The 26,996-nt window shown below is 72.1% G+C and carries 22 protein-coding genes; 10 read left to right on the top strand and 12 right to left on the bottom strand.

The window, feature by feature from the left end; all coding sequences use genetic code 11:
• Window positions 1–125 precede the first annotated feature (125 nt).
• Complete coding sequence (locus ACGFZA_RS17385; RefSeq protein WP_385270439.1) at window positions 126–542, top strand: VOC family protein; 417 nt, start codon at window positions 126–128, stop codon at window positions 540–542.
• A gap of 107 nt (window positions 543–649) precedes the next feature.
• Here ACGFZA_RS17385 and ACGFZA_RS17390 read toward each other — a convergent pair whose 3' ends face one another.
• From ACGFZA_RS17390 to ACGFZA_RS17405, 4 genes are all read right to left on the bottom strand, one after another.
• Window positions 650–1,816: an alkaline phosphatase PhoX gene (locus ACGFZA_RS17390; RefSeq protein ID WP_385270436.1), complete on the bottom strand. Its 1,167-nt coding sequence runs from the start codon at window positions 1,814–1,816 to the stop codon at window positions 650–652.
• 144 nt (window positions 1,817–1,960) lie between these two features.
• Entirely contained in the window at window positions 1,961–2,320 is a 360-nt protein-coding gene (gene nirD / locus ACGFZA_RS17395; protein WP_385270433.1) for a nitrite reductase small subunit NirD, read from the bottom strand.
• Window positions 2,320–4,914, bottom strand: coding sequence for a nitrite reductase large subunit NirB (nirB, locus tag ACGFZA_RS17400; protein ID WP_393679966.1), 2,595 nt, complete (start codon window positions 4,912–4,914; stop codon window positions 2,320–2,322). Before nirB ends, nirD begins: the two co-directional genes overlap by 1 nt.
• Before the next feature lies 1 nt (window position 4,915).
• On the bottom strand, window positions 4,916–6,130 hold the full coding sequence (locus tag ACGFZA_RS17405) for an NAD(P)/FAD-dependent oxidoreductase (RefSeq protein ID WP_385270428.1): 1,215 nt from the start codon (window positions 6,128–6,130) through the stop codon (window positions 4,916–4,918).
• A 182-nt stretch (window positions 6,131–6,312) separates the two neighbouring features.
• On the opposite strand from ACGFZA_RS17405, the gene ACGFZA_RS17410 reads away from it, so the two are divergent.
• Window positions 6,313–7,101: a sulfite exporter TauE/SafE family protein gene (locus tag ACGFZA_RS17410; protein ID WP_393679969.1), complete on the top strand. Its 789-nt coding sequence runs from the start codon at window positions 6,313–6,315 to the stop codon at window positions 7,099–7,101.
• 15 nt (window positions 7,102–7,116) lie between these two features.
• On the opposite strand, the gene ACGFZA_RS17415 is transcribed toward ACGFZA_RS17410, so the two are convergent.
• The 4 genes from ACGFZA_RS17415 to ACGFZA_RS17430 all read right to left on the bottom strand — a co-directional run bounded on the left by ACGFZA_RS17415 (window position 7,117) and on the right by ACGFZA_RS17430 (window position 10,395).
• Window positions 7,117–7,740 (bottom strand): class F sortase, encoded by a 624-nt coding sequence (locus ACGFZA_RS17415; RefSeq protein WP_393679971.1) that lies wholly within the window; start codon window positions 7,738–7,740, stop codon window positions 7,117–7,119.
• Window positions 7,741–7,858: 118 nt separating this feature from the next.
• Window positions 7,859–8,653, bottom strand: coding sequence for a hypothetical protein (locus tag ACGFZA_RS17420; protein ID WP_393680501.1), 795 nt, complete (start codon window positions 8,651–8,653; stop codon window positions 7,859–7,861).
• Between the two features lie 403 nt (window positions 8,654–9,056).
• A complete protein-coding gene (locus ACGFZA_RS17425) occupies window positions 9,057–9,518 on the bottom strand; it encodes a DUF5990 family protein (protein ID WP_385271870.1) in 462 nt (153 codons plus the stop codon).
• 76 nt (window positions 9,519–9,594) lie between these two features.
• Complete coding sequence (locus tag ACGFZA_RS17430; RefSeq protein WP_393679973.1) at window positions 9,595–10,395, bottom strand: aminotransferase class IV family protein; 801 nt, start codon at window positions 10,393–10,395, stop codon at window positions 9,595–9,597.
• An 86-nt stretch (window positions 10,396–10,481) separates the two neighbouring features.
• On the opposite strand from ACGFZA_RS17430, the gene ACGFZA_RS17435 reads away from it, so the two are divergent.
• Window positions 10,482–11,105, top strand: coding sequence for an NADPH-dependent FMN reductase (locus ACGFZA_RS17435; RefSeq protein ID WP_393679975.1), 624 nt, complete (start codon window positions 10,482–10,484; stop codon window positions 11,103–11,105).
• A gap of 67 nt (window positions 11,106–11,172) precedes the next feature.
• Window positions 11,173–11,511, top strand: coding sequence for a divalent-cation tolerance protein CutA (gene cutA, locus ACGFZA_RS17440; protein ID WP_385270411.1), 339 nt, complete (start codon window positions 11,173–11,175; stop codon window positions 11,509–11,511).
• On the opposite strand, the gene ACGFZA_RS17445 is transcribed toward cutA, so the two are convergent.
• Together ACGFZA_RS17445 and ACGFZA_RS17450 are read right to left on the bottom strand one after the other, a co-directional pair.
• Window positions 11,463–13,601: a molybdopterin oxidoreductase family protein gene (locus tag ACGFZA_RS17445; protein WP_393679978.1), complete on the bottom strand. Its 2,139-nt coding sequence runs from the start codon at window positions 13,599–13,601 to the stop codon at window positions 11,463–11,465. The two genes, cutA and ACGFZA_RS17445, sit on opposite strands and share 49 nt — an antisense overlap.
• Window positions 13,602–13,746: 145 nt before the next feature.
• Complete coding sequence (locus tag ACGFZA_RS17450; protein WP_393679980.1) at window positions 13,747–14,481, bottom strand: vancomycin high temperature exclusion protein; 735 nt, start codon at window positions 14,479–14,481, stop codon at window positions 13,747–13,749.
• Window positions 14,482–14,596: 115 nt separating this feature from the next.
• Between ACGFZA_RS17450 and ACGFZA_RS17455 the strand changes: the two genes are divergently transcribed.
• The 6 genes from ACGFZA_RS17455 (at window position 14,597) to ACGFZA_RS17480 (ending at window position 23,249) form a co-directional block, all read left to right on the top strand.
• Window positions 14,597–15,412: a Cof-type HAD-IIB family hydrolase gene (locus tag ACGFZA_RS17455; RefSeq protein WP_393680504.1), complete on the top strand. Its 816-nt coding sequence runs from the start codon at window positions 14,597–14,599 to the stop codon at window positions 15,410–15,412.
• A gap of 89 nt (window positions 15,413–15,501) precedes the next feature.
• Window positions 15,502–16,443, top strand: coding sequence for a sirohydrochlorin chelatase (locus ACGFZA_RS17460; protein ID WP_393679982.1), 942 nt, complete (start codon window positions 15,502–15,504; stop codon window positions 16,441–16,443).
• 36 nt (window positions 16,444–16,479) lie between these two features.
• Window positions 16,480–17,808 (top strand): deoxyguanosinetriphosphate triphosphohydrolase, encoded by a 1,329-nt coding sequence (locus tag ACGFZA_RS17465; RefSeq protein WP_393679984.1) that lies wholly within the window; start codon window positions 16,480–16,482, stop codon window positions 17,806–17,808.
• A gap of 153 nt (window positions 17,809–17,961) precedes the next feature.
• Window positions 17,962–19,221, top strand: coding sequence for an NAD(P)/FAD-dependent oxidoreductase (locus tag ACGFZA_RS17470; protein ID WP_385270396.1), 1,260 nt, complete (start codon window positions 17,962–17,964; stop codon window positions 19,219–19,221).
• A 655-nt stretch (window positions 19,222–19,876) separates the two neighbouring features.
• Entirely contained in the window at window positions 19,877–21,784 is a 1,908-nt protein-coding gene (gene dnaG, locus ACGFZA_RS17475) for a DNA primase (protein WP_385283620.1), read from the top strand.
• A gap of 334 nt (window positions 21,785–22,118) precedes the next feature.
• Window positions 22,119–23,249: an RNA polymerase sigma factor gene (locus ACGFZA_RS17480; protein ID WP_385283622.1), complete on the top strand. Its 1,131-nt coding sequence runs from the start codon at window positions 22,119–22,121 to the stop codon at window positions 23,247–23,249.
• Between the two features lie 42 nt (window positions 23,250–23,291).
• Here the strand turns inward: ACGFZA_RS17480 and ACGFZA_RS17485 are convergent, their stop codons facing one another.
• Both ACGFZA_RS17485 and ACGFZA_RS17490 read right to left on the bottom strand, forming a co-directional pair.
• Complete coding sequence (locus ACGFZA_RS17485; protein ID WP_385283625.1) at window positions 23,292–25,223, bottom strand: ABC transporter ATP-binding protein; 1,932 nt, start codon at window positions 25,221–25,223, stop codon at window positions 23,292–23,294.
• On the bottom strand, window positions 25,223–26,956 hold the full coding sequence (locus tag ACGFZA_RS17490; RefSeq protein WP_393679987.1) for an ABC transporter ATP-binding protein: 1,734 nt from the start codon (window positions 26,954–26,956) through the stop codon (window positions 25,223–25,225). Before ACGFZA_RS17490 ends, ACGFZA_RS17485 begins: the two co-directional genes overlap by 1 nt.
• Between the last annotated feature and the right edge of the window lie 40 nt (window positions 26,957–26,996).

Genomic DNA, 26,996 nt, shown 5'->3' on the forward strand with positions numbered 1-26,996 from the left:
GGTCCGGCGCCGTGCGGAAAGGATTTTTCGTCCGGCACCGATGAGTTCCCGGCGGGCCCGGCGTCTACCTGTCATCAAGCGTTCGGGAAGAGCGCACGGGAACACACCGAGAGAGCGGGACGGCCATGCCTCAGATGATCTTCGTGAACCTGCCGGTCAAGGACATCGAGACGACCAAGGGCTTCTTCGGCAAGCTGGGGTTCTCCTTCAACCCGCAGTTCAGCGACGAGCGCACCGCCTGTCTCGTCATCAGCGACACGATCTTCGCCATGCTGCTGGAGGAGCCGCGCTTCAAGGACTTCACCAAGAAGGAGATCACGGACGCCTCGACCCACACCGAGGTGATCCTCGCGCTGAGCGCGGACAGCCGCGAGAAGGTGGACGAGCTGGTGGACACGGCACTCGCCTCCGGCGGATCGCCCGCCAACGACACGCAGGACCTCGGCTTCATGTACGGCCGGTCCTTCCAGGACCCCGACCACCACATCTGGGAGGTCATCTGGATGGACCCGGCGGCCGTCGAGGCCGGCGGCCAGGCCTGACGACAGGCCGGGGCCGGCCGAGCCGTCCGGACGCGCGCCGGGCCGGACGGCGGCCCGGGGCAGCCGTGCGGCGCCTTTCGGCAGGCGCCGCACAGCCGTGACGCCGCTCAGCCGCGGAACGGCCCCGTGACCTCGTACGTGATACCGCCGGAGGAGCTCCCGCTCGTCCCGCGCTGCGAGGAGAAGTAGAGCCGGGTGCCGTCCGGGGAGAACGCCGGGCCGGTGATCTCCGAGCCGGACTGGCCGTTGATCCGCAGGAACGGGGCGACGGTGTCGTCCGGGGTGATCAGGCAGATCTCCATGTTCCCGCCGTCCTCGGCGACGTACAGGTCACCCGACGTGGACCGGGTGACGTTGTCGACACCCGTCAGCGGGGCGCTGCCGCCGGTGACCAGTGAGTCGTCGTAGACGAGCGAGAGACTGGACGCGTTCGCGTCGTACGCCCACACCCGGTTGTCGCCCTTCGTGGTGAACCAGCACGTGCCCGCCGCGTAGAAGCAGCCCTCGCCGCCGTTGAACACCTTGGCGCCGGACACCTGGTAGCGGGTCAGGGTGGGCGAGCCGTCCGGGTCGGGGACCGTCGTCCAGGTCACCGGGCCCGAGGTGCCCGTACCGGCCACCAGCACCTGCAGGGTGCCGGCGGACAGATTGCCCCAGGTGGTGGGGCGGAAGCGGTAGAAGCGGCCGTCCGTCTCGTCCTCGGTGAGGTAGACGTACCCGTGGTCCGGGTCGGCGGCCGCGGCCTCGTGCTTGAAGCGGCCCAGCGCCGGGCGCTGCACGGCAGCGTTCACGCCCCACGGGTCCGTCTCGTAGACGAAGCCGCGGCTGACCTCCTCGCAGGACAGCCAGGTGTTCCACGGGGTGCGGCCGCCCGCGCAGTTGTTGTTGGTGCCGGACAGGATCCGGGAGGCGGAGGTGACGGTTCCGGAGGAGTTGAAGCGCACCGCGCTCGCCCCGCCGCCGCTGCCCGAGGAGACCTCGGCGTTGGAGACGTAGATCCAGCCGCTGCCGTCGGCGAAGGTGGCGCCGCCGTCGGGCGCGCTGTGCCAGACGTACGAGGTGCCGGGGACGGTCTGTCCCGAGCGGGCGACGATTCTGCTGGTGAAGCCGCTCGGCAGCAGGATGCCGTTGGCGTTGGCCGCCTGCAGCGCGCCGTACGGGCCGGTGGCCGGCTGGGCCGGTCCGGCGAAGGCGGCACCCCGCCACAGGGTGCCGCCGAAGGCCGCCGCCGAGCTGCCGATCACCGCTGTGCGCAAGAAGGTCCGACGTTCCACGATCACTCCACGGGTGACGTGAGGGCCCGCCGGCCCGGTCGGCCCGGCGGGTCGAACGTCAGGACAGTAGAGGGACGCAGTTGACGGAGCGTCAACGGCCGGTGAACGGGCCGCGACCGGTCGGCGCGGACCGGTCCGCGCCCTTCAGTCCGCGCGGACCTCGAAGACCGGAACCGAGACCTCGTCGTCGTCCAGGCAGGCACCCGTCGCCAGGTCGAAGCGCTGCTTCAGGAGCGGGGAGGCGACGAACGGCTGCCCGCCGTCCGAACCGACCAGCCCGCGCGAGAGGACGTACGCCCCGGTGAACGGGTCGCGGTTGTCGATCGCGTACGTACGGCCCGCCCGGTCCACGAACAGCGCGACCTGCCGGCCGTCCGGGAGGAGCGCGGCGACCCCGCGCCCCGGCGTCAGCAGCGAGCGGTCGCAGACCGTGAGCCAGTCGTCCCCGGCGGCGAGCCGGATGACCCGGGTGTCCTGCGCGGTCTCCATCGTCTGGGTCGTCATCAGGAGGCGGTCCCTTCAAGAGTGCGGATGGCGAGAACCGGGCCGGCGAGGATGTCCAGGTCGGGCTTGACCTGGTCGCGTTCCGGGACGAACTTCACCGACGGGTCGGGCGCGTCGGGTGCGTTGACGAAGGTCACGAAGCGGCGCAGCCGCTCCGGGTCGTTGATGGTCTCGGCCCACTCGTCGCGGTAGCCGCGGACGTGGTCGGCCATCAGCCGCTCCAGCTCGTCGCAGAGCCCCAGCGAGTCGTGGACGACGACGTCCCGTACGTGCTCCAGGCCGCCGTCGATGCGGTCCAGCCAGGTCGAGGTCCGCTCCAGCCGGTCCGCCGTGCGGATGTAGAACATCAGGAACCGGTCGATGAGCCGGACCAGTTCGGCGTCCGACAGGTCCTGGGCGAGCAGGTCCGCGTGGCGCGGGGTGGCGCCGCCGTTGCCGCCCACGTAGAGGTTCCAGCCCTGGGCGGTGGCGATGATCCCGAAGTCCTTGCCGCGGGCCTCGGCGCATTCGCGGGCGCAGCCCGAGACCGCGGACTTCAGCTTGTGCGGGGAGCGCAGGCCGCGGTAGCGCAGCTCCAGGTCGATCGCCATCTTCACGGAGTCCTGGACGCCGTAACGGCACCAGGTCTGCCCCACACAGGACTTGACCGTCCGCAGCGACTTCCCGTACGCGTGCCCCGACTCGAAGCCCGCGTCGACGAGGCGGGTCCAGATCAGCGGCAGCTGGTCGACGCGGGCGCCGAACAGGTCGATCCGCTGGCCGCCGGTGATCTTGGTGTAGAGGCCGAAGTCCCGGGCCACCTCGCCGATCACGATGAGCTTCTCCGGGGTGATCTCGCCGCCGGGGATGCGCGGCACGATCGAGTACGAGCCGTTGCGCTGGAGGTTGGCCAGGAAGTGGTCGTTGGTGTCCTGAAGGGCCGCCTGCTCGCCGTCCAGGACATAGCCGCTCGCGCCGACCGTCGGGGCCAGCGAGGCGATGACCGAACCGACCGTCGGCTTGCAGACCTCGCAGCCGTCGCCCCCGCGCGCCGCCTCACGGCCGTGCGAGTCGAGCAGCTCGGCGTACGAGGTGATCCCCAGGGTGCGGACGATCTCGTACAGCTCGCTGCGGGTGTACGAGAAGCAGCCGCACAGGCCCTGGTCCTGGCTCTGCGGAAGCAGCTGGCCGATGACCTTGACGCAACTGCCGCAGCCGGTACCGGCCTTGGTGCACTTCTTCACCTCGGGCAGCGTGGTGTGCTCGCAGATCGCGCCCTTGGTGACGTTGTGGCAGGAGCAGATGACCGCCTCGTCGGGCAGTGAGGACGGGCCGAGGGTGACCGGGCCGCCCGCGCCGGCCGGCAGGACCAGCTGCTCGGGGGCGACCGGCAGGACCGTGCCCGTCATCGGGCGCAGCGTGCCGTACTGGTCGGCGTCCCCGACGAGTACTCCGCCGAGCAGCGTGCCGTCCTGGCCGATCACGAGCTTCTTGTAGACGCCGGAGCGGGAGTCCGCGTACACGACGTCCAGGCAGCCCTCGGAGGTGCCGTGGGCGTCACCGAAGGACGCCACGTCCACACCGAGCAGCTTCAGCTTCGTCGACAGGTCGGCGCCGGTGAACGCCCCCTCGTCGCCGGCGATCACCGCGGCGGCCGTCTGCGCCATCTCGTATCCGGGTGCCACCAGGCCGTACACCCGGCCGTCGGAGGCGAGCGCGCACTCGCCGATCGCGAAGACCGCCGGGTCGGAGGTGCGGCACGCGTCGTCGACGATGATGCCGCCGCGCTGCCCGACCGCCAGGCCGCAGTCCCGGGCCAGCTGGTCGCGGGGCCTGACACCGGCCGAGAAGACCACCAGGTCCGTGGCGAGGGACGAGCCGTCGGAGAGCGACATGCCGTTCACCGAGCCGTCCTCGCCCGCGGTGACCTCCTGGGTGCCGACGCCCGTGTGGACGGTCAGGCCCATGTTCTCGATGGTGCGCAGCAGCGCGGCGCCGCCGCCCTCGTCGACCTGGACGGGCATCAGCCGGGGCGCGAACTCCACCACGTGCGTGTCGAGGCCGAGCCCCTTCAGCGCGCCCGCCGCCTCCAGGCCGAGCAGACCGCCGCCGACGACCGCGCCGGTCGTCGCCGTCTTCGCGTACTCCTCGATCGCGAGCAGGTCCTCGATCGTGCGGTAGACGAAACAGCCCTCGGTGTCCTTGCCGGGGACCGGCGGGACGAACGGGTAGGAGCCGGTGGCCAGCACCAGCGTGTCGTAGCGGAAGGTCTCGCCGGAACGCGCGGTGACCGTGCGGGCCTCGCGGTCCAGGGACTCGGCGGGGTCACCGATCCGCAGTTCGAAGCCGTGCTGCTCCATGAAGCCCTGCTCGACCAGCGACAGGTCCTCGGGCGTCTTCCCCGAGAAGTACGAGGTCAGCTGCACCCGGTCGTAGGCGGCGCGCGGCTCCTCGCACAGGACGACGACCCGGGCGGTGCCGGCGGCGGCCGTCAGCCCGCGGTCGGCGAGGGCCTCCAGGAAACGCTGGCCGACCATTCCGTGCCCGACGACCACGATGGTCGCCGTGGCTGCTGCGGTGGAGGTGTGGGCGGTCGGGAAAGTGGACACCGGCATCTCAGAAGCCTCCGTCGTTGGTGAGCAGGTGGAGCAGGGACGTTTCGGCGGGGAGTGCTTCGTCGTCCTGCCAGGTGCGGGCCAGGGTGCCGACCGCGGCGAGATCGCCGAGCAGCACACCGCCCGCCAGCCGGTCGCCGCGGACGACGACCGTGCGGTAGGCGCCCCGGGTGGCATCGGCCAGCCGGATCACGTCGTCGCCGGGCAGCGGCCGGGAGTCGCCGAACGCCGCGAGATCGAGCGACCCCGTACCGGGCTCGGCCGGGCCGTTCAACGTCAGCCGGGTCAGGGCCCGGGTGCCGTCGTACCGGGCGGGCCGCCCGGCCAGCACCTCGGCGAGGACATCGGCCTGCTCCAGCGCCGGGCCGGCGAGCCCGTACACGGTGGAGCGGTGCTCGGCGCAGTCGCCCACGGCGTGGATGTACGGATCGGAGGTGCGCAGCTCGTCGTCGACGACGACGCCCTTGCGGACCTCCAGGCCGGCCGCCTGCGCGAGGCCCGTCCGGGGACGCACCCCGCAGGCCAGCACGGTGATCTCGGACGCCAGCTCGTAGCCGTCGGCGAGCTCCACGGCCCGCACCGCACCGTCGGCGCAGCGCAGCCCGCGGACCCGGCACTCGGTGTGCACCTCGACGCCGAGGGACTCCAGATGGCGGCGCAGCAGCCCGGCCGACTCCGCGTCCAGCTGCCGCTCCATGAGGTGCTCGCCCTGCTGGGCCAGCACCACCTGGGCGCCGCACTCGGCCAGCGCACGGGCCGCCGACACACCCAGGAGGCCGCCGCCGATGACGACCGCGTTCACCCCCGGCCGCACCGAGGCGCGCAGCGCCAGGCAGTCGTCCAGGGTGCGGAAGGCGTGGACCCCGTCCGGCATCGTGTTCCCGAGCCCGCGCAGCGGCGGGAGCACCGGGTTCGATCCGGTCGCCAGCACCAGCCGGCCGTAGTGCACGACGCTTCCGTCGTCGCAGTGCACCAGCCGGTCGTCCCGGTCGATCCGCACCACCCGCACCCCGCGCCTGACCTCGGCCGGGGGGAGGGCGATGACGTCCGCCGGATAGCGCCCGGCCAGCACCTCGGCCAGCAGTACGCGGTTGTAGGGGGCGTGCGACTCCTCGCCGATGACGGTGACATCGGGCACCTTGGCGGCGAGGCGTGCGCCCGCCATGCCGGCGCCGATCACCACCACCCGCGCCGTGTTCTCCGTCTGTGTCCTCATGACAGGAAGCGTGACCGGGGGGTGTTACCCGTCCGGATCCCCTCTGTTTCCCGGGAGGAACCTTGCGCTCAGCGTCACCGGAAGGCGCCTGTGAGGGCCGGTCGCGGCGCCGAGCTCAGAATTGGCTCAAGAATCCCGAGATGGTTGGACGTGACACGTATCGTTTCCCTAAGGTCGCGATCATGCCTGACATCACCCTGACCACCCTCGTCGTACTGTGCCTCGCCGCAGCCGCGGCCGGCTGGATCGACGCCGTGGTCGGGGGCGGCGGGCTCCTGCTGCTGCCCGCGCTGCTGCTCGGCCTGCCGCACGTCCCGGCCGCCCAGATCCTCGGCACCAACAAGGCCGTCGCCATCGTCGGCACGTCGGGCGCCGCCGTCACCTATGCGCGCAAGGCGCCGGTGAAGGTCGGCACGGCGCTGCGGATCGGCCTGGCGGCGCTGGTCGGATCGATGACCGGCGCGTTCTTCGCCGCCGGGATCAGCAGCGAGGTGCTGCGCCCGGTGATCATGGTGGTGCTGCTGGCGGTCGCGGCCTTCGTGATGCTGCGGCCGCAGTTCGGCCGGTCCGCCGAGGAGGGCGCGGCGCCCCGGGTCACCCGCGCCCGCACCGTCACCGCGATCGTCCTGGTGGGCGGCGGCATCGGTCTGTACGACGGGCTCTTCGGACCGGGCACCGGCACCTTCCTCGTGCTGGCGCTCACCGCGGTGCTCCACCTCGACCTGGTGACGGCCTCCGCCACCGCCAAGATCGTCAACGTCTGCACCAACGGCGGGGCCCTGGCGATGTTCGCCTACCAGGGCAACGTGATGTGGCAGCTGGCCGCGCTGATGGCGGTGTTCAACCTGGCGGGCGGCCTGCTCGGGGCGCGGATGGCGCTGCGCAAGGGCAGCGAGTTCGTCCGCGGGGTGCTGCTGGTGGTCGTCTTCTCGCTGGTGGCGAAGCTCGCGTTCGACCAGTGGCAGGCCTGAACGGCGCCGGGCTCCTCAGCGCACACCGGTGAGGTGGGCGTACGCCACCACGTTGCCCTCGTACCCCGTCGCGTCGGAGAACCCGCCGCCGCACGTGATCAGGCGCAGCGAGGCGTGCTCCGAGGCCCCGTACACGCGTCGGTCGGGGAAGTCGTCGCTGTCGTAGACCTCGATCGCGTCGAGCGAGAAGACGGCGGTGCGGCCGTCCTGCCGGAGGACCTCGACCGTGCTGCCCTTCTTCATGGACCCCAGGTCGTAGAAGACGGACGGGCCCTGGGCGTTGTCCACATGGCCGGCGACGATCGCGGTGCCCTTGGCGCCGGGCGGGGTGCCGTCCTTGTACCAGCCGACGATGTCGGTGTTCCCGGCCGGTGGTACGTCGAGGCTGCCGTCCGGTCCGAGCCCGAGCCGCATCATCGGGGCGTCCACCCGGATGCTGGGGATCCTGATGCGGACGGGCGCGGAGGGCCGGAGCGGATCGGCGACCGGTGATCCCGGCAGCAGTCCGGGACCGGCGGCGAAGGCGTCGGCGGAGGCGGGGGCCGGCGGGGTCAGCCGGGTGTCGGCGCCGTTGCGGATCAGCCAGAGGCCGGCCAGCGCCGCGACGACGAGCAGCCAGCCCTTGGCCTTCTGGGACACGGTCGTCCTCCGGTGACGGGGGCCGGACGGGCCGGCCCCGAAACGGGAATGGCCCCGTCCCGGTGGCGCTGGGCCACCGGGACGGAAACCGGGCGGTACGGAGAGGTGGAAGTCTCCGTCAGCTGCCGTCCTGCGTGCCGCTCGCCCGGCGACGCAGGAGCCAGGCTCCGCCGACGGCGGTCGCGGCGAGAACGCCGGCTCCCGCCGCGATCTGGGTGGTGTCCGGTCCGACGCTGCCGCCGACACCGGTCTTCACATGCCCCGTGGGGGCGGTGGGTGCGGCCGGGGTGCGGTGGCCGGAGGGGGTCTCGTAACCGCCGGACGAGCTGTCGTGCCCGGCGGAGCTCTCGTGCCCCGAGGGGATCGGGCGCGCGGTGGGCGTGGAGCGCCCGGGGAGCGCGAGGGCGTCCGGCACGAGGGCCGCACCGGAGGCCTCGGCCTCGTCGAGCCCGGTGGAGTCGTACTCCTCGGAGTCGTAGAGGTCCGAGGGCAGACCGGCATCGGCGGGGGAGTCCTCGTCCGAGGACCCGGGGGCACTGTCCGTGATGTCCCCGACCGCTGTGCCCGCGGCCCTCACCTCGATCTCACCGGTGGCCTGCTTGCCGTTCTCGCAGGCCACGTCGATGCTGTACGGCCCCGGTTCGACGTTCCCCGGCACCTTGAACGAACCGGCCAGCACCTCCTTGAGCGTGGCCGGAGCCAGCGCGAACCGGGAGGCGTCCAGGGAGCTCGCGTCCCCCGTGGCGGCCGAGTCGCCGCCGCAGGCGGTGGTGTTCACGGTGACGGTGGTGCCCGGGGCGGCGCTCGCGGGGGAGATGTCCAATGGCGCCGCTTCGTCCCCGTACGCGGACGGGGCGGCGGCACTGAGGCCGAGCGCGGCAGCGGCGAGGGCCGCGGCAGCGGTGCCGGTCACGAGGCGAGCAGGACTGCGCATGGGGGGTTCCTCCGAGCGGGGATGGCGCCGGGCTGGTGTGTCCTGGTCCCGAGCTAACGGCGGGTCCGCCACCCATGCCTGCTGACACCGGGTCAGCTTTCACCTGATCGGACCGGCGCCGCCTCCTTGTCAGAGCTCATGTGCGCAGGTCACAGCGGTGATGGGGGAGCGGGAACCCCCACCTCCGGTGGCCGGTGCCGATCGGGTGATGCCCGCCGCGGAGAAAGTGGCGCACGTCACATGCATGACCCGGGTCGCTCCGGGCACACGAAGCTCACCCCCCACGGGACGGCGAGTACAGCCGCCCCCGGCCGCCGCCCTCACCGGGCCCACCCCCCCTGGGCCCGGTGAGGGCGGTTCGTCTGTGCCGGGAGGTGTCCGCTCAGGCGGGCGCGGCGGCAGACCAGGTGATGACGGGCGGCCGGACCCGGCCGCACAACGGCTGTCCCACGCCGTCGGAGAGCGGCAGCCGTGCGGTGAGGTGCCCGGAGCGCGCGGCCCCTTCGAGAACGTCCGCGTCGATGTCGGCGAACATCAGCTTGGCCCGCCGGAACATCGAGAACAGCCCGTCCCCGTCGACCGATCCCCACGACAGATAGACGAACCGGCCGCCGAGCCGGTTCTGCACATACGGCCCGCTCACCTCGACACCGTCCGGGCCGTCGGTGACGGTGCAGTCCAGGGTCCAGCGGGCGGCGGGGGCGTCGCCCGGGTGCAGCCCGAGGAGCTCGCCGGGCCGGTCCTTGCGCTGCACGCCCACGTGGATGTTCTCGCGACCTGCGAAGTCGCCGCCGGGCCCGCAGTCGCGGCCGGGCAGGTGTGAGCCCTCGATGTGGATCTGCATGCGCGGCGGGGGCCCTTCGGTCGGGTTCTTCACGGGTTCATGGTCCATCCTCGCGGTGGCCCGCCGGGACGGTGCGTCAGAGGGTGTCCCAGGGGGCGGACCCGTACGCCGCCGCCAGCCGCTTCATCAGCTCCTCGTCGACCGTGAACGCCGTGTCGTCGATCCGGGCGACCGGGGCCATGCCCTGCGAGTTGGTGACGAACGCCGACCGGTAGGCCCCCAGGCCGCCCAGGCGCACCGGCCCGCGCCGCGACGGCACGCCCGCACCGGGCAACTCCTGCTCCAGCAGCGCCATGGTGATCCCCAGCAGCGCGGGCGCCTGCGGCCAGACGACCGAAGTGCCGTCCCAGAAACCGATGTTGGTGATCGCGCCCTCGGTCACCTCGCCGTCCGGCAGGGTCAGCAGCGCGTCGTCGAAACCGGCCCGGCGGGCGAGATCCCCGTAGTACGTCTGGCCGAAGTCGCCGGGGCGCTTGAGGTGCGGCGCGGTGCGTGCGTACGGGACGGACATCAGGCCGACCGGCTCGGGGCTCATCCGGGCCGGCCCGCGCACCGTGACCATGACGGTCGTCGCGGCGGCGCCCGGCGACCGCAGTCCGTGCACCCGCACCGAGGCGTCCGACGTCCCCGCACCCTTCAGCGCGTGCCGTACGAGCTCACGCACCCGGCCGCCGTCCAGCGGGAGTCCGAAGAGCTCCCGGTTCGCGGAGCCGAGCCGCTCCAGGTGCGGAACGAGGCCCCGCACCCGGCCGTTCCTGACCTGCATCGCGGTGAAATGGCCGTAGGTGAAGAGGGCGGCCGCCCGCAGATCGTCCTCGGTGGCCGGATGCCCGTCGAACTCGGCGTAGGGGAGCGGTGCGGCCGCTGGAGTCGTCATGCCGTCCACCGTATGCCGCACCGCGCGACGGAAGACCGGAGAGGGCCGCTTGACCTCAAGCGCGGTTGATGTACGAGCCTCCTGCCATGGACCTCACCACAGCCGGAACCACGGCCACCACTCTGCCCGCCACCGCGCCTCTGAAGGTCGCGGTCATCGTCGCCAGCAACCGCGAGGGCCGGTTCGCGCCCGTCGTCGCCGACTGGTTCCGCTCCCGGACCGACGGCCACCCGGGCATCGAGACCGATGTGCTCGACGTCGCCGGACTCGACCTCCCGACCGCGCTCTCCCGCCGTCCCGGACCCGAGGACCGGGCCCTGCTGGCCGAGGTGTCGGGCCGGCTGGCGGCCGCCGACGCGTTCGTCGTCATCACCCCCGAGTACAACCACTCCTACCCGGCGCCGCTCAAGAACCTCATCGACTGGCACTTCACCGAATGGCAGGCCAAGCCCGTCGCCTTCGTCTCCTACGGCGGCGTCTCCGGCGGGCTGCGCGCGGTCGAGCACCTGCGGCAGGTCTTCGCCGAGCTGCACGCCGTCTCCATCCGCGACACCGTCTCGTTCCACAACGCCGGCGCACTCTTCGACGACGGGGGCAGGCACCGCGACCCGGTCGGCCCCGACGCGGCGGCGAAGACGCTCCTGGACCAACTGGTCTGGTGGGGAAGGGCCCTGCGGGATGCCAGGGCTGCGCATCCGTACGGAGCCTGACAGCGGGGCGCCGCCGCCTGACCGACAATCGGGAGGAGGACCCGCTGCCGATCCGAGGAGACCGAAGGTGACACCGCCCGCATGGCTGACCGTACTGACCACGACGGACAGCGAGGAGAAGGCCCAGCTCCTGGCGCAGGGCGCGGTGGAGGCGCGGCTCGCCGCCTGCGTACAGATCTCCGCGCCCGTCACCTCGGTGTACCGGTGGCAGAACGCCATCGAGACCACCGAGGAGTGGCAGCTCTTCTTCAAGACGACGGCCGAACGGTACGACGAACTGGAGGCGTACCTCCAGGAGACGCACGACTACGACACCCCGGAGATCATCGCCCTGCCGGTACTCCGGGGCAGCGCCCGCTACCTCGGCTGGGTGTCGGCGGAGACGGCCCCGGTGACCTCGCTCTGAGGGGCACCCTGCGCCTCCACCCGCACCGCGCACACCTTGAACTCCGGCATCCTCGACACCGGGTCCAGAGCCGGGTTGGTCAGCGTGTTGGCCCGGCCCTCTCCCGCCCAGTGGAACGGCATGAACACGGTGTCCTGCCGGATCGTCACGGTGATCCGCGCGGGCGCCACCGCCTTCCCGCGCCGTGAGGTGACCGCCACCGGATCGCCCTCGGCCACCCCGATCCGCTCCGCGAGCCGCGGATGCAGCTCGACGAAGGGCCCCGGTGCGGCGGCGTTCAGCTCCGCCACCCGGCGGGTCTGCGCCCCCGACTGGTACTGGGCGACGACCCGGCCCGTGGTCAGCACCACCGGATACTCCGCGTCCGTCTCCTCGGCGGAGGGCCGGTGCGTGACGGGCACGAACCGGGCCCGCCCGTCGTCCGTCGCGAACCGGTCCAGGAACAGCCGCGGCGTACCGGCGTGCTCCGTGTCCGGGCAGGGCCAGAACACCCCGTCCTCGGCCGCGATCCGCTCGTACGTGATGCCCGCGTAGTCCGCCGGTCCGCCCGCCGAAGCCCGGCGCAGCTCGTCGAACACCTCCGCCGGATCGGCCGGGAACCCCTTCCCGTGCCCGAGGAGAGCGGCCAGCCCGTGCAGCACGTCCAGATCACCGCGGACGCCCTCGGGCGCGGTGACCGCACGCCGGCGCAGCAGCACCCGGCCCTCCAGGTTCGTGGTCGTCCCCGTCTCCTCGGCCCACTGCGTCACCGGCAGCACCACATCGGCCAGCGCGGCCGTCTCCGACAGCACCACATCGGCGACCGCGAGGAAGTCCAGCGACCGCAGCCGCTCCTCCACATGCCCGGCGTGCGGCGCGGACACCACCGGATTCGAACCCATCACCAGCAGCGCCCGCACCTCGGTGCCCAGCGCGTCCAGCAGCTCGTACGCACTGCGCCCCGGACCCGGGAGCGAGTCGGGATCGACCCCCCACACCTCCGCGACATGACGGCGCGCCGCCGGGTCGGTGAGCTTGCGGTAGCCGGGCAACTGGTCGGCCTTCTGGCCGTGTTCACGGCCTCCCTGGCCGTTTCCCTGCCCCGTCAGACAGCCGTAGCCGGACAGCGGCCGGCCCGCGCGCCCGGTGGCCAGGGCGAAGTTGATCCAGGCGCCGACGGTGTCCGTGCCCTTCGCCTGCTGCTCGGGGCCGCGCGCGGTCAGCACCATGCCGCTCTCCGCGTCGCAGAACATTTCGACGGCCGCCCGCAGTTGGGGAACCGGAACGCCGGTCAGCCGCTCCACCAGCTCCGGCCAGTGGGCCATCACCCCGGCCCGCGCCTCGTCCCAGCCGCTGGTGCGCTCCCGTACGAAGTCCTCGTCCACCCGCCCCTGCGACACCACCAGGTGCAGCATGCCGAGCGCGAGCGCCAGGTCGGTGCCGGGCCGGGGGGCCAGATGGAGGTCGGCCTGCTCGGCGGTCCTGGTGCGGCGCGGATCGATGACGATGAGCCGGCCGCCGTTCTCCCGCAGCTCGGTCAGATAGCGCAGCGCGGGCGGCATCGTCTCCGCGAGATTCGACCCCACGAGGATCACGCACCCGGTACGCGGGATGTCCTCCAGCGGGAACGGCAGCCCGCGGTCCAGGCCGAAGGCCCGCTGGTGCGCGGCGGCCGCCGACGACATGCAGAACCGCCCGTTGTAGTCGATCTGCGAGGTGCCGAGCACCACCCGGGCGAACTTCCCGAGCGCGTACGCCTTCTCGTTGGTCAGCCCGCCGCCACCGAACACCCCCACCGCGTCGGCCCCGTGCTCCGCGCGCGTCCCCCGCAGTCCGTCGGCGATCCGGGCCAGCGCCTCGTCCCAGCCGGCCGGCTCCAGCTCCCCGCTCGCCGGATCGCGGACCAGCGGACCGGTCAGCCGCACCGCGGAGGAGAGCACGGCGGGCGCGGAACGGCCCTTGCCGCACAGGGCGCCCCGGTTCACCGGGAAGGCGGTGCGCTCCTCCACCTCGACGACCGCGGCCCCGGCGACCGGACGCAGGTTCATGCCGCACTGCAGCGCGCAGTACGGGCAGTGGGTCGCGGTCGCGGCAGACGGGATGCTGGTCATGCCCCCAGCCTGCGAGCCGGGTGTTACACGGGCGCCCGCTCCCGGTTACACCGCCGGTACGCGCACCTCAGCCCGCCCGGCACCCGGCGGTGAGGTGCGCGCCGGCCCGCGCGGCCCTGGACGCCGCCCCCGGCGCGGGGCGCGGTCACCGCCCGTCCGCCGCGAGGGCCTCGGCCACGCCCGGCTCCTTGGGCCCCAGGAAGTGCGGATCCGGCTCGAACAGGGCGTCCAGGGCCGCCTTGCCCGCCGCGAACACCTCCCGCGTGCCGCCGTAGTACCAGGTCACATCGTGTACGGCGTCGACCCCGACGCCGTACGCGTCGATCCCCGCAGCCCGGCACAGCGCGATCGCCCGCCGGATGTGGAAGCCCTGGCTCACCAGGACGGCCCGCTCGACCCCGAAGATCTTCCTGGCCCGCACGCACGAGTCCCAGGTGTCGAAGCCGGCGAAGTCGCTGACGATCCTGCTGTCCGGCACCCCGTGCGCGACCAGGAAGGTGCGCATCGCGTCCGGCTCGTCGTACTCCACCCGGCTGTTGTCACCGGTCACCAGCACGACCTTCACCTTCTTGTCCCGGTACAGGCCGGCCGCGGTCCGCAGCCGGTTCGCGAGATACGGGGACGGCTTCCCGTCCCACAGCCCCGCCCCGAACACCACCGCGACCTGCTGAGCGGGCACGTCCGCCGCCGTCCTGACCCGGGCGTCGGCGACCGTGTGCATCCAGGTGGCCGGGGCCAGCGCCAGCACGCAGGCGACCATCACCCCCTGCACGGCCAGGCGCCGCCCCCGCAGGGTCCTCGGCAGCCGCGGCCGCAACCGGACCGCGGCCCTCCGTAGCCGCGCCCGCACCGCCCCTGCGCTCCGTGGCCTCAGCCGCATCGGAGCCCCCCATCCCTTTTGTCGTGTCAACCGTCCCCCCCTCGCTTGACGAGCGGACGGCCGAAACGGTTCTCCGCCACGTCCTCGGTAGCATCGGCCGATGTTGCTTCCACGGCTGATCGCGTCCGATCTGGACGGCACCCTGCTCCGTAACGACGGCACCCTCTCGCCCCGCACCCTGCGCGCCCTGCGCACGGCCGAGGACGCCGGGGCGGAGATCGTCATCGTCACCGCCAGACCGCCCCGGTTCGTCGACCGGCTCGCCGAGGCCACCGGCCTCGCGGGCACGGCGGTCTGCAGCAACGGGGCCCTCGTGTACGACATCGCGACCCGCACCGTCGTCTCCTCCCGGGTCCTGCCCGTGACCACCGCCCAGCGCGTGGCCGCCGCGCTGGCGGCGGCGGTCCCCGAGGTGGGCTTCGCCCTGGAGACCGGCAACCAGGTGTTCTACGAACCCGCCTACCGGCTGCGCATGTCCGAGGACGTCGGCGCCGAACTCCCCGTCCCCTCCCTCGCCGACCTCTGGCTGACCGAGGCGCCCGTGACCAAGCTGCTGGCCTGGTCGGACCGGCTCGACGCGGACACGCTGCTGGCCGCCGCCCGGCAGGGCACGGGGGACGATGTGCAGCTCACCCACTCGGGCGGGCGCGGACTGCTGGAGATCAGCGCGCCCGGTGTCACCAAGGCCGGCACCCTGGCGGTGCTCTGCGCCGCCCGCGGCATCGACGCCACCGAGGTCATCGCCTTCGGCGACATGCCCAACGACCTCACCGTCCTCGCCTGGGCGGGCACCGGCTTCGCCATGGCCAACGCCCACCCGGCCGTACTGGCCGCCGTGCCCACGCACACCGTCACCAACGAGGAGGACGGCGTCGCCGCCGTCATCGAGCGGCTGTTCGCCGCGCGGGTACGCCCGGAACCCGCGACCTGACAGCGGGCGCACGCTCCCCGTGAGACGGCGGAAAACGCCCGTGACCGGCACGCAACGACCCGGCAACCTGCGCCCGGCACCATCGGGCCATGACGGAGCCGGCCCCGGAACGTTCCCAGGAGTCCCTGCCCCTCGACAGCACGGCGCAACTGCTGACCCGTATCACCGCACAGCTCGGCACCCAGCTCAGCCTCGTCTCCCTGAAGGGAACCCGACGGCCCATGCACCGCACCCCGCAGCAGCCCCCGCACGGCAACGTGAGCCCCCTGACGCCCGCCGCCCCCGCCCTCGTCGCCGTCGCGCACGGCAGCCGGGACCCACGGGCGCTGCACACGGTGACGGGACTCCTGGACCGGGTCCGGGACCTGCGGCCGGGGCTCGACGTCCGGCTCGGTCACATCGAGCTCAACGCACCCCTCCTGCCGCAGACGCTGGACGCCCTTGGGAGCGGCGAGGCCGTCCTCGTACCGCTGCTGCTGGGCCGCGGCTACCACGTGAAACAGGACATCCCGGAGGCCGTCGCCGGCGCCCCCGCCCTGCGCACCCGCACCGCCGGCCCGCTCGGACCGCACCCGCTGCTGGTCGAGGCGCTCCACGGCCGGCTCACCGAGGCCGGCTGGCTCCCCTCGGACGACGGGAACCGCAACAGCGCCGTGGTCCTGGCCGCCGCCGGTTCGCGGGACCCCCAGTCGGCCGCCGACACCCGCCGCACCGCGCAGCTGCTCAGCGAGCGGCTCGGCGGGGTGCCCGTCGTGCCCGCGTACGCCTCCGCCGCGACGCCCACCGTCCCGGCCGCCCTGCGCGCACTGGCCGCCCGCGGCCGCCGGCGGGTCGCCGTCGCCTCGTACTTCACCGCCCCCGGACGCTTCGCCTCGGCCGCGGCGGCGGAGGCGTCCTGGATCGCCGCCGCCCCGCTCGGCGCCCACCCGGCGATGGCACGCCTGCTGCTCCACCGCTACGACCAGGCACGATCGGGCGGCGCACCGGCACGCGAAACCCTGATGAACACACATTTCCTGGCCACCGCCTGAGCCCACCTGTCGGTGCGGCCGATTACTGTCGTTCCCATGAACGGCACGGACGGCACCGACGGTACGTACGGCACGCAGGACCCCGGCACGGTTCCCTACGGCGCCGCCGACGCCGAGCGCTGGGACACCGAACCGGACAAACGGCCCGGCCGCACCGCCTTCCAGCGCGACCGCGCCCGGGTGCTGCACTCCGCGGCCCTGCGCAGGCTCGCCGGGAAGACCCAGGTCGTCACCCCGGGCACCCGGAGCCACGTCTGGGACGCCAGCCCCCGGACCCGGCTCACGCACTCGCTGGAGTGCGCCCAGGTCGGCCGCGAGCTCGGCGCCGCGCTCGGCTGCGACCCCGACCTCGTCGAGACCGCCTGCCTCTCCCACGACATGGGCCACCCGCCCTTCGGCCACAACGGCGAACAGGCACTCAACGACTTCGCCTCCGACTGCGGCGGCTTCGAAGGCAACGCCCAGTCGCTGCGGCTGCTGACCCGGCTCGAACCCAAGCGCTTCGTGCCCGACACCCGCACCGGCGAACTGGTCAGCGTCGGACTCAACCTCACCCGCGCCGCGCTCGACGCCGCCACCAAGTACCCCTGGCCCCGGGGCGCCCACCCCACCGACCCCGCCTCCCCGAAATTCGGGGTGTACGAGGACGACCTGCCGGTCTTCCACTGGTTCCGCAAGGGCGCCCCGCAGGACCGCAAGTGCTTCGAGGCCCAGGTGATGGACTGGTCCGACGACGTGGCGTACTCGGTCCACGACTTCGAGGACGGGCTGCACGCCGGGCACATCGACCCCAACTGCCTCGACGCCGAGCCGGAGCGCCAGGAGATCTGGGCCGTCGCCGTCGGACGGTACGTCCCCGCGGACACCGACCCCCAGGAGCTGTCCGACGCCCTGGACCGGCTCATCGGCCAGGAGTGGTGGCCGCACGGCTACGACGGATCGGCCGTCGCCCAGGCCCGGCTCAAGGACGCCACGAGCCAGCTGATCGGCCGGTTCTGCCTCGCCGCCGAGAGCGCCACCCGGCAGGCGTACGGCACCGGCCGCCTCGGCAGATACGGCGCCGAGCTCGTCGTCCCCCGCGAGGCGCGCAACGAATGCGCGGTCCTCAAGGCGGTCGCCGACCGGTACGTCATGCAGCGCGCCGAGCAGGAGGTGATCCGCGCCGACCAGAGGGTCGTGATCGCCGAGCTGGCCGCCGCGCTCACCGCCCGCGCACCGGAAGGGCTGGAACCACAGCTGCGGGCGCTGTACGAGGCGGCCCCCGACGACCACGCCCGCAAGCGGGTCCTGATCGACCAGATCGCCGCCCTGACCGACGCCTCGGCCCGCTCCCTGCACCACTCGCTCACCGCACACCGCGGCTGAGCGCACCCCTGCTCCCGGTGTGCGGACCCCGGCCGGCACACCGGCCCATGACCACTGGGCGTGACCTGATCGGGTCACACCCCCTTTCGCCATCACGCTGCGTGCGGGACGCTCGCAGTTGGCGCCGCGCAGCAAGCACCGAGGAGGCATCAAGTGGTCGACGCACATCGGACGTTCGTCATTGTCGGCGGAGGACTGGCCGGAGCGAAGGCAGCGGAGACGCTCCGGGCGGAGGGTTTCAGCGGCCGGGTCATCCTGATCGGCGATGAGCGGGACCACCCGTACGAACGCCCGCCGCTCTCCAAGGGGTACCTGGCCGGGAAGGAGGACCGCGACAGCGTCTTCGTCCACGAGACGGCCTGGTACGCGGGCGCCGACGTCGAGCTCCACCTCGGCCAGCCCGTCACCTCGCTGAACCGCGAAGGCCGCTCCGTGGAGCTCGGCGACGGCACCGTCATCCACTACGACAAGCTGCTCCTGGCCACCGGCGCCGAACCGCGCCGCCTGGACATCCCCGGCACGGACCTGGCCGGCGTCCACCATCTGCGCCGCCTCGCCCACGCCGACCGGCTGCGCAACGTGCTCGCCGCACTCGGCCGCGACAACGGCCATCTGGTGATCGCCGGGGCCGGCTGGATCGGCCTGGAGGTCGCGGCGGCCGCCCGCGGATACGGGGCCGAGGTCACCGTCGTCGAACCGGAGGCGACCCCGTTGCTCAAGGTCATCGGCCCGGAGCTCGGCCAGATCTTCACCGACCTGCACAGCGACCACGGCGTCCGCTTCCACTTCGGCGGCCGTCTCACCGAGATCGTCGGCCAGGACGGCATGGTCCTCGCCGTCCGCACCGACGACGGCGAGGAGCACCCCGCCCACGACGTCCTCGCCGCGATCGGGGCCGCCCCGCGTGCCGCGCTCGCCGAGGCCGCGGGACTCGATATCGCCCCGCGCGCCCAGGGTGGCGGCATCGCCGTGGACGCCTCGCTCCGCACCAGCGACCCGCACATCTTCGCGGCCGGGGACGTGGCCAACGTGGCCCATCCGCTGCTCGGCGCCCGGCTGCGGGTGGAGCACTGGGCCAATGCGCTGAACAGCGGCCCGGCGGCGGCCCGCGCCATGCTCGGCCAGGACGTCGCCTACGACCGGGTGCCGTACTTCTTCTCCGACCAGTACGACCTCGGCCTCGAATACTCGGGCTGGGCACCGCCGGGCAGCTACGACCAGGTCGTGATCCGCGGCGACGCGGGCAAGCGCGAGTTCATCGCGTTCTGGCTGAAGGACCACAAGGTCCTGGCCGGGATGAACGTGAACGTGTGGGATGTCACGGAGACCATCCAGGAACTGATCAAGGCCGGACAGCCGGTCGACCCGGACGCCCTGGCCGACCCGTCGGTGCCCCTGGAATCACTGATCTGACCCTGCCCTTGCCCCGGGCGCGGGTGTTCCCGTGGGGTGCGGGTGCTCCGCGGTGCGGGGTGCGCCCTGCCGGGTGGGTGGGGGGCCGGGGCCCCTCCGGGGCGTCTCCTCAAACGACGAACGTTCGGCCGGTACGCGAGGGACCCGGGTCGGTGTTCGTCGTTCTGCGGGGACTCCCCTGCACGGCCCCGGCCCCGGCCGTCCTTGCGTCTGCGGCAGTCGTATCGACGGCGTGCAGACGCGGGCGATGCAGGGTGGGGGCGTGCAGGGGAGTCCCCGCAGGAAATGGCGTACGCCCCGGGTCCTCCGCGGTCCCGGGTGAACACGCCATTTCTGAGGAGACGCCCCGGAGGGACCCCACCCCCACCCACCCGGCGGTGGCACCCCGCACCCCGGGGAGCGACCCGCACCTCTCAAGCCCGTCCGGCGATTGAGGACGGAACCCCCAGCCTGGGGCGGGACAAGGGCGCGGGGACCCGCCCACCGGACACCACGCACCCCGCTCCGCGGGGACCCGCACCCCTCAAGCCCGTCCGGCGATTGAGGACGGAACCCTCCGCCAGAGGACCGGGTAAGACACAGGACCCGGCCCCGCAGGGGCCCCCGCACCAAGGACGGGGCGTGGGTTGTCGTAGCTCACCCGTAGACTTCACTCGTGGCAGGCAGGATCAATGACGACGACGTGAAGGCGGTCCGGGACGCGGTCCCGATCGACGCCGTCGTTTCCGAGTACCTCCAGCTGCGCAACGCGGGCGGCGGGAATCTCAAGGGCCTGTGCCCCTTCCACGACGAGAAGTCCCCCTCCTTCCAGGTCAGTCCGAGCAAGGGTCTCTTCCACTGCTTCGGCTGCCAGGAGGGCGGCGACACGATCGCCTTCGTGCAGAAGATCGACCACCTGACGTTCGCGGAGGTCGTCGAGCGGCTCGCCGCCAAGGCCGGCATCACCCTGCGGTACGAGGAGGGCGGGTACAACCCCTCCCACCAGCGCGGTGAGCGGATCAGGCTGGTCGAGGCGCACAAGGTGGCCGCGCAGTTCTACGTCGAGCAGCTGGACGGCCCCGAGGCCGAGATCGGCCGCAAGTTCCTCGCCGAGCGCGGCTTCGACCAGGCGGCTGCCGCCCACTTCGGCGTCGGCTACAGCCCCGCGGGCTGGGACCACCTCACGCGCTACCTGCGCGGCAAGGGCTTCAGCGACAAGGAGCTGATCACCTCCGGCCTCTCCCAGGACGGCAGGCGCGGCCCCATCGACCGCTTCCGCGGCCGGCTCATGTGGCCGATCAGCGACACCTCCGGCGACATCGTCGGCTTCGGCGCCCGCAAGCTGCGCGACGACGACAACGGGCCGAAGTACCTGAACACCCCCGAGACGCCGATCTACAAGAAGTCCCAGGTGCTGTACGGCATCGACCTGGCCAAGAAGGACATCGCGAAGTCCAGCCGGGCCGTCGTCGTCGAGGGCTACACGGACGTGATGGCCTGCCATCTCGCCGGGGTCACCACCGCCATCGCGACCTGTGGCACGGCGTTCGGCGGCGACCACATCAAGATCCTCCGCCGCCTCCTGATGGACAACGGCAGCGCCCGGGTGATCTTCACCTTCGACGGTGACGCGGCGGGCCAGAAGGCAGCCCTGCGCGCCTTCGAGGACGACCAGAAGTTCGCCGCCGAGACCTACATCGCGATCGCCCCGGACAACATGGACCCGTGCGACCTGCGCCTGGCCAAGGGCGACGACGCCGTCCGCGACCTGGTCGAACCCCGTACGCCGCTCTTCGAGTTCGCGCTCCGCCAGATCGTCGCCCGCTACGACCTGGAGACCCCGGCGGGCCGCGCCGCCGCGCTCGACGAGGCCGCCCAGGTCGTCGCCAAGATCAAGACGGGCAGTGTGCAGCGCGAGGTCGCCGTCCAGCTGGCCGGCTTCGTCGGCATCCTGGACCAGGAGTACGTCGTGCACCGGGTCAACCAGCTCGCCCAGTGGGCCCGCGGCCGCGGCGGCGACCGTGGACCCGCACCGTCGGGCGGGCGCGGCGGCGCGCGGCGCCAGGAGATCCAGGCGCCCGCCGCCCCCTCGGGCCCTGCGCTCAACCTCCGCAGCCCGGCCCACCGCACCGAGCGCGAGCTCCTCAAGCTGGCCCTGCAGAAGCCCGCCCTGGTCTCCCCGGCCTTCGACGCCTACGGCGTCGACGAGTTCACCGCCCCGCCGTACGCCGCGGTCCGCCAGTGCATCGCGGAGGCGGGCGGCGCCGAGCTGGGCGTCCCCGAGACCCGCGAGTACCTCGTCCAGGTGCTCGACGCGACCCCCAACGACACGGTGCGCAAGCTCGTCACGGAGCTCGCGGTCGAGGTCTTCCACGGCAAGTCCATCGACGAGGCGTACGCAGGCGAGCACCTGGTCAAGGTCCGCCTGCGCGCCGTGGACCGCCGGATCAACGACGTCCAGGGCAGCCTCACCCGCCTCGGCAGCAACGTCGCCCCGGACCACCTGGCCGCCGCGCAGAACGAGGTCTGGGTCCTCCAGCAGTACGCGCAGTCCCTGCGCAACAACGGCGCCGACGCGCTCTGACGCCACCGCACCCGCACGGACACCGCACCGGCACCGCACGGGACCCGGCACCGCACCCGCACCGCACCCGCACCGCACCCGCACCGCACGGGACCCCGCACCGGCATCGCACGGGTAACCGGCCGGTCACGGAACGAACTCAGAAAGTCCCCGCACGCCCCTCGTGGCGGCAGTGTGTCGTACCCCACACTGGGTGACGGTGCTGGACCGGCCGGTCATGGAGGGACGCCGACCCTCGGTGGCCTGTCGGCCTGAGTCATCGGAGCGCGGCCGGCCCACCGCACGGTGGTCCTCCATCCCGCGATCCGGCAGCGATCACCTGGAGGTCGCCCCCGTGCAGACCCGGACCGTGACCGAAACCGAGCGTGTCCCGGCCATTCCCGCGCAGTCCCGGGCCGTGCGTCATCCCGAGGCGGCGGACCCGCCGACACCCCTGCCCGTCGTGCAGAACCCGCCCGAAGCGCCACCGGACCCGCCCGAACCGCCCGAGGCCGTCATGGAGGAGTCGGAGCACCCCGAAGCACCGGGGCCGCGCAGCCGCCCGGACACCGGCGGACCGTCGTCCGACCTCTTCCGGCAGTACCTGCGCGAGATCGGCCGCATCCCGCTGCTCACCGCCGCCGACGAGGTGGAGCTCGCCCGCCGCGTCGAAGCCGGCCTGTTCGCCGAGGAACGCCTGGCCCGCACCCCGGACCCCGACACCCGCCTCGCCGTCGACCTGGACCGGCTCGTGGTCATGGGACGGATGGCCAAGCGCCGTCTCATCGAGGCCAACCTCCGCCTCGTCGTCTCCGTGGCCAAGCGCTACGTCGGCCGCGGGCTGACGATGCTGGACCTGGTCCAGGAGGGAAACCTCGGGCTCATCCGGGCGGTCGAGAAGTTCGACTACGCCCGCGGCTACAAGTTCTCGACCTATGCGACCTGGTGGATCCGGCAGGCCATGTCCCGCGCCCTCGCCGACCAGGCGCGCACCATCCGGGTCCCGGTCCACGTCGTCGAACTGATCAACCGCGTCGTCCGGGTCCAGCGCCGGATGCTCCAGGAACGCGGCTACGAGCCGACGCCCGAGGAGGTCGCCGAGCAGCTCGACCTGACACCCGAGCGGGTCGGCGAGGTGCTGCGCCTCGCCCAGGAACCCGTGTCGCTGCACGCCCCGGTCGGCGAGGAGGACGATGTCTCGCTCGGCGACCTGATCGAGGACGGGGACGCCGCGTCCCCCGTGGAGTCCGCCGCCTTCCTGCTGCTGCGCGAACACCTGGAAGCGGTGCTCTCGACCCTCAACGAGCGCGAGCGCAAAGTGGTCCAGCTGCGCTACGGGCTGGCCGACGGGCGACCCCGCACGCTGGAGGAGATAGGGCGGATCTTCGGCGTGACCCGCGAGCGCATCCGGCAGATCGAGTCCAAGACCCTCAACAAACTGCGGGACCACGCCTTTGCCGACCAGCTCCGCGGCTACCTGGACTGACGCGCGTGCGCGCAGGCCCGGGCAGCCGCGGAGCGGGTGCGGTCAGTCGATCTCGGCGACCGCCTGCGCGAACTGCGCCGCGTACAGGCGGGCGTACGCGCCGTGCGCCTCCAGCAGCTCGTCGTGCGTGCCCTGCTCGACGATCGACCCGTTCTCCATCACCAGGATGACGTCGGCATCGCGGATGGTGGAGAGCCGGTGCGCGATCACGAAGCTCGTACGACCGTGCGCGAGACCGGCCATCGCCTTCTGGATCAGCACCTCGGTACGGGTGTCCACCGAGCTGGTCGCCTCGTCGAGCACCAGTATCACCGGGTCGGACAGGAACGCCCGCGCGATGGTGATCAGCTGCTTCTCGCCCGCACTGACGCCCGAGCCCTCGTCGTCGATCCGTGTGTCGTAGCCCTCGGGCAGGGTGCGGATGAAGCGGTCGGCGTGGGCGGCCCGCGCCGCCTCCTCGATCTGCTCACGGGTGACATCGCCCGAGGCACCGTAGGCGATGTTCTCCGCGATGGTCCCGCCGAACAGCCAGGTGTCCTGGAGGACCATGCCGATCCCCGAGCGCAGGTCGTCGCGCGACATCTTCGCGATGTCGACGCCGTCGAGGGCGATCCGGCCCCCGGTCACCTCGTAGAACCGCATGAGCAGGTTGACCAGCGTCGTCTTGCCGGCGCCGGTCGGGCCGACGATCGCGACCGTGTGGCCCGGCTCGACGCTCAGCGACAGGTCCTCGATGAGCGGCTTCTCCGGGTCGTAGCGGAACGACACGTTCTCCAGGGACACGCTGCCGCGCAGCTCCCCGGGGAACTCGGCCTCGCCCTTCGCCGGGTCGGCGTCCTGCTCCTCCGCGTCCAGCAACTCGAAGATCCGCTCCGCCGAGGCGATCCCGGACTGCACCAGGTTCGCCATCGAGGCGACCTGGGTCAGCGGCATGGAGAACTGCCGCGAGTACTGGATGAAGGCCTGCACATCACCGATCGACAGGGCGCCCGAGGCGACCCGCAGACCGCCGACGACCGCGATCAGCACATAGTTCAGGTTCGACACGAACATCATCAGCGGCTGCATGATCCCGCTGTTGAACTGCGCCTTGAACCCGGCCTCGTACAGCGCGTCGTTCTGCTCGGCGAAGTCCCGCGCCGACTCGTCCTGCCGCCCGAAGACCTTCACCAGGGTGTGCCCGGTGTACATCTCCTCGATGTGGGCGTTGAGCTTTCCCGTCACCTTCCACTGCTGGACGAACTGCGGCTGGGAGCGCTTGCCCACCTTCGCCGCCACGACCACCGACAGCGGGACCGTGACCAGCGCGACCAGCGCCAGCAGGGGCGAGATCCAGAACATCATCACGAGTACGCCGACGATGGTCAGCAGCGAGTTGATCAGCTGTCCCATCGTCTGCTGCATCGTCTGCGAGATGTTGTCGATGTCGTTCGTGGCCCGGCTCAGCACCTCGCCGCGCTTCTGCCGGTCGAAGTACGACAGCGGCAGCCGCGACAGCTTCGTCTGAAGGTCCTCGCGCAGCTGGAACACGACCCGGTTGATCACCCGGATCGACAGCCGCGTCGACACCAGCATCAGCAGCCCCGCACCGACGTACACGGCCAGCGCCACGAGCAGCACCCGGCCGATCGCGTCGAAGTCCATGCCCTGCCCCGGGGTGAAGTCCACCTTGGAGAGCATGTCGGCCAGGCCGCTGTTGCTCCTGCGCAGGCCCTCGACGGCCTGCTCCTTCGTCGTCCCCGCGTCCATCCCGCGGCCCACGACACCGGCGAACACCAGGTCGGTGGCCTTGCCGAGGATCTTCGGGCCGACCACCGAGAGCGCCACGCTGAGGGCGACGGCCACCAGCATCACGTACAGGGTGGCCTTCTCCGCCGCGAAGCGCTTCAACAGCCGCTTCGACGAGCCCTTGAAGTCCATGGACCGCTCGGTCGGCGCCCCGCCCGCCATCATGCGTCCGCCAGGCCCGGCCATTACGCGGCCTCCGCTTCCGTCAGCTGGGAGAGAACGATCTCCCGGTATGTCTCATTGCCTTCCATCAGCTCGTGATGGCTGCCGGAACCGACGACGCGGCCCTCGTCCAGCACCAGGATCCGGTCGGCGTCGCGGATGGTGGACACCCGCTGCGCGACGATCACCACCGTCGCCCCCCGGGTCTCGCGCAGCAGCGCCGCGCGCAGCGCCGCGTCCGTGGCGTAGTCCAGGGCCGAGAAGGAGTCGTCGAAGAGATAGATCTCCGGCTGCTGCACCAGCGTCCGGGCGATCGAGAGCCGCTGCCGCTGTCCGCCGGAGACATTGGTGCCGCCCTGCGCGATCGGTGCGTCGAGCCCGTGCTCCAGGCCCTCGACGAACTCCTTGGCCTGCGCGATCTCCAGCGCGTGCCACAGCTCCTCGTCGGTCGCGTCCGGATTCCCGTACCGCAGATTCGTCGCGACGGTGCCGGAGAAGAGGTACGGCTTCTGAGGGACCAGACTCACGGTCTTCGCCAGCAGGACCGGATCCAGTGTCCGTACGTCCGTCCCGTCGACCAGCACCTGGCCGTCCGTCACATCGAACAGCCGGGGTACGAGACCGAGCAGCGTCGACTTCCCGCTGCCCGTCGACCCGATGATCGCGGTCGTCTCGCCGGCCCGCGCGACCAGGTCCACCGAGCGCAGCACCGACTCCTCGGCGCCCGGGTAGCGGAAGTCCGCACCGCGCACCTCCAGGTGGCCTCGGGCAACGAGCTCCCGCACCGGGCTCACCGGCGGCACCACGCTGGACTCGGTCTCCAGGACCTCCTGGATGCGCTCGGCGCAGACCTCGGCGCGCGGCACCATCATGAACATGAAGGTGGCCATCATCACCGACATGACGATCTGCATCAGATAGGAGAGGAACGCCGTCAGCGCGCCGATCTCCATCCCGCCGCTGTCGATCCGGTGCGCGCCGAACCAGACGACGGCGATCGACGACACGTTCACGACCGTCATCACGGTCGGGAACATCAGTGCCATCAGCCGGCCCGTGGACAGGGCCACGTCCGTCAGCTCGGTGTTGGCGCCCCGGAAGCGCTCCTCCTCGTAGTCGTCGCGCACGAAGGCGCGGATGACCCGGTTGCCGGTGATCTGCTCGCGCAGCACCCGGTTCACCGTGTCGAGCCGCTCCTGCATCGTCCGGAACAGCGGGCGCATCTTCCGCACGATGAGGCTCACCGCGATACCGAGGACCGGCACCACCGCGAGCAGCACCGCGGACAGCGGGACGTCCTGGCCGAGCGCCATGATGATGCCGCCGACGCACATGATCGGCGCCGACACCATCAGTGTGAACGTCATCAGGGCCAGCATCTGGACCTGCTGCACGTCGTTGGTCGTACGGGTGATCAGCGAGGGTGCGCCGAAGCGGCCGACCTCGCGCGCGGAGAACGACTGCACCCGGTCGAAGACCGACGCCCGGACGTCGCGGCCGAGCGCCGACGCGGTGCGGGCACCGATGTACACGGCCCCGATGTTGCAGACCACCTGGGCGATGCTGACGACGATCATCACGCCGCCGTACTGGACGATGTAGCCCGTGTCCCCCTGGACGACACCGTTGTCAATGATGTCCGCGTTCAGGGTGGGAAGATAGAGGGTGGCGCAGGTCTGCAGCAGCTGGAAGACGACCAGCAGCGCGATCGGTTTCTTGTACGGACCGAGATAGGCCCGCAGGAGTTTTATGAGCACGCGTGTCTCTCGGAGTCGGCGAGGTCGGGAGTCGACCCAT

Origin of the sequence: Streptomyces sp. NPDC048211 (genome assembly GCF_043202315.1) — a bacterium.
Lineage (GTDB): Bacteria > Actinomycetota > Actinomycetes > Streptomycetales > Streptomycetaceae > Streptomyces.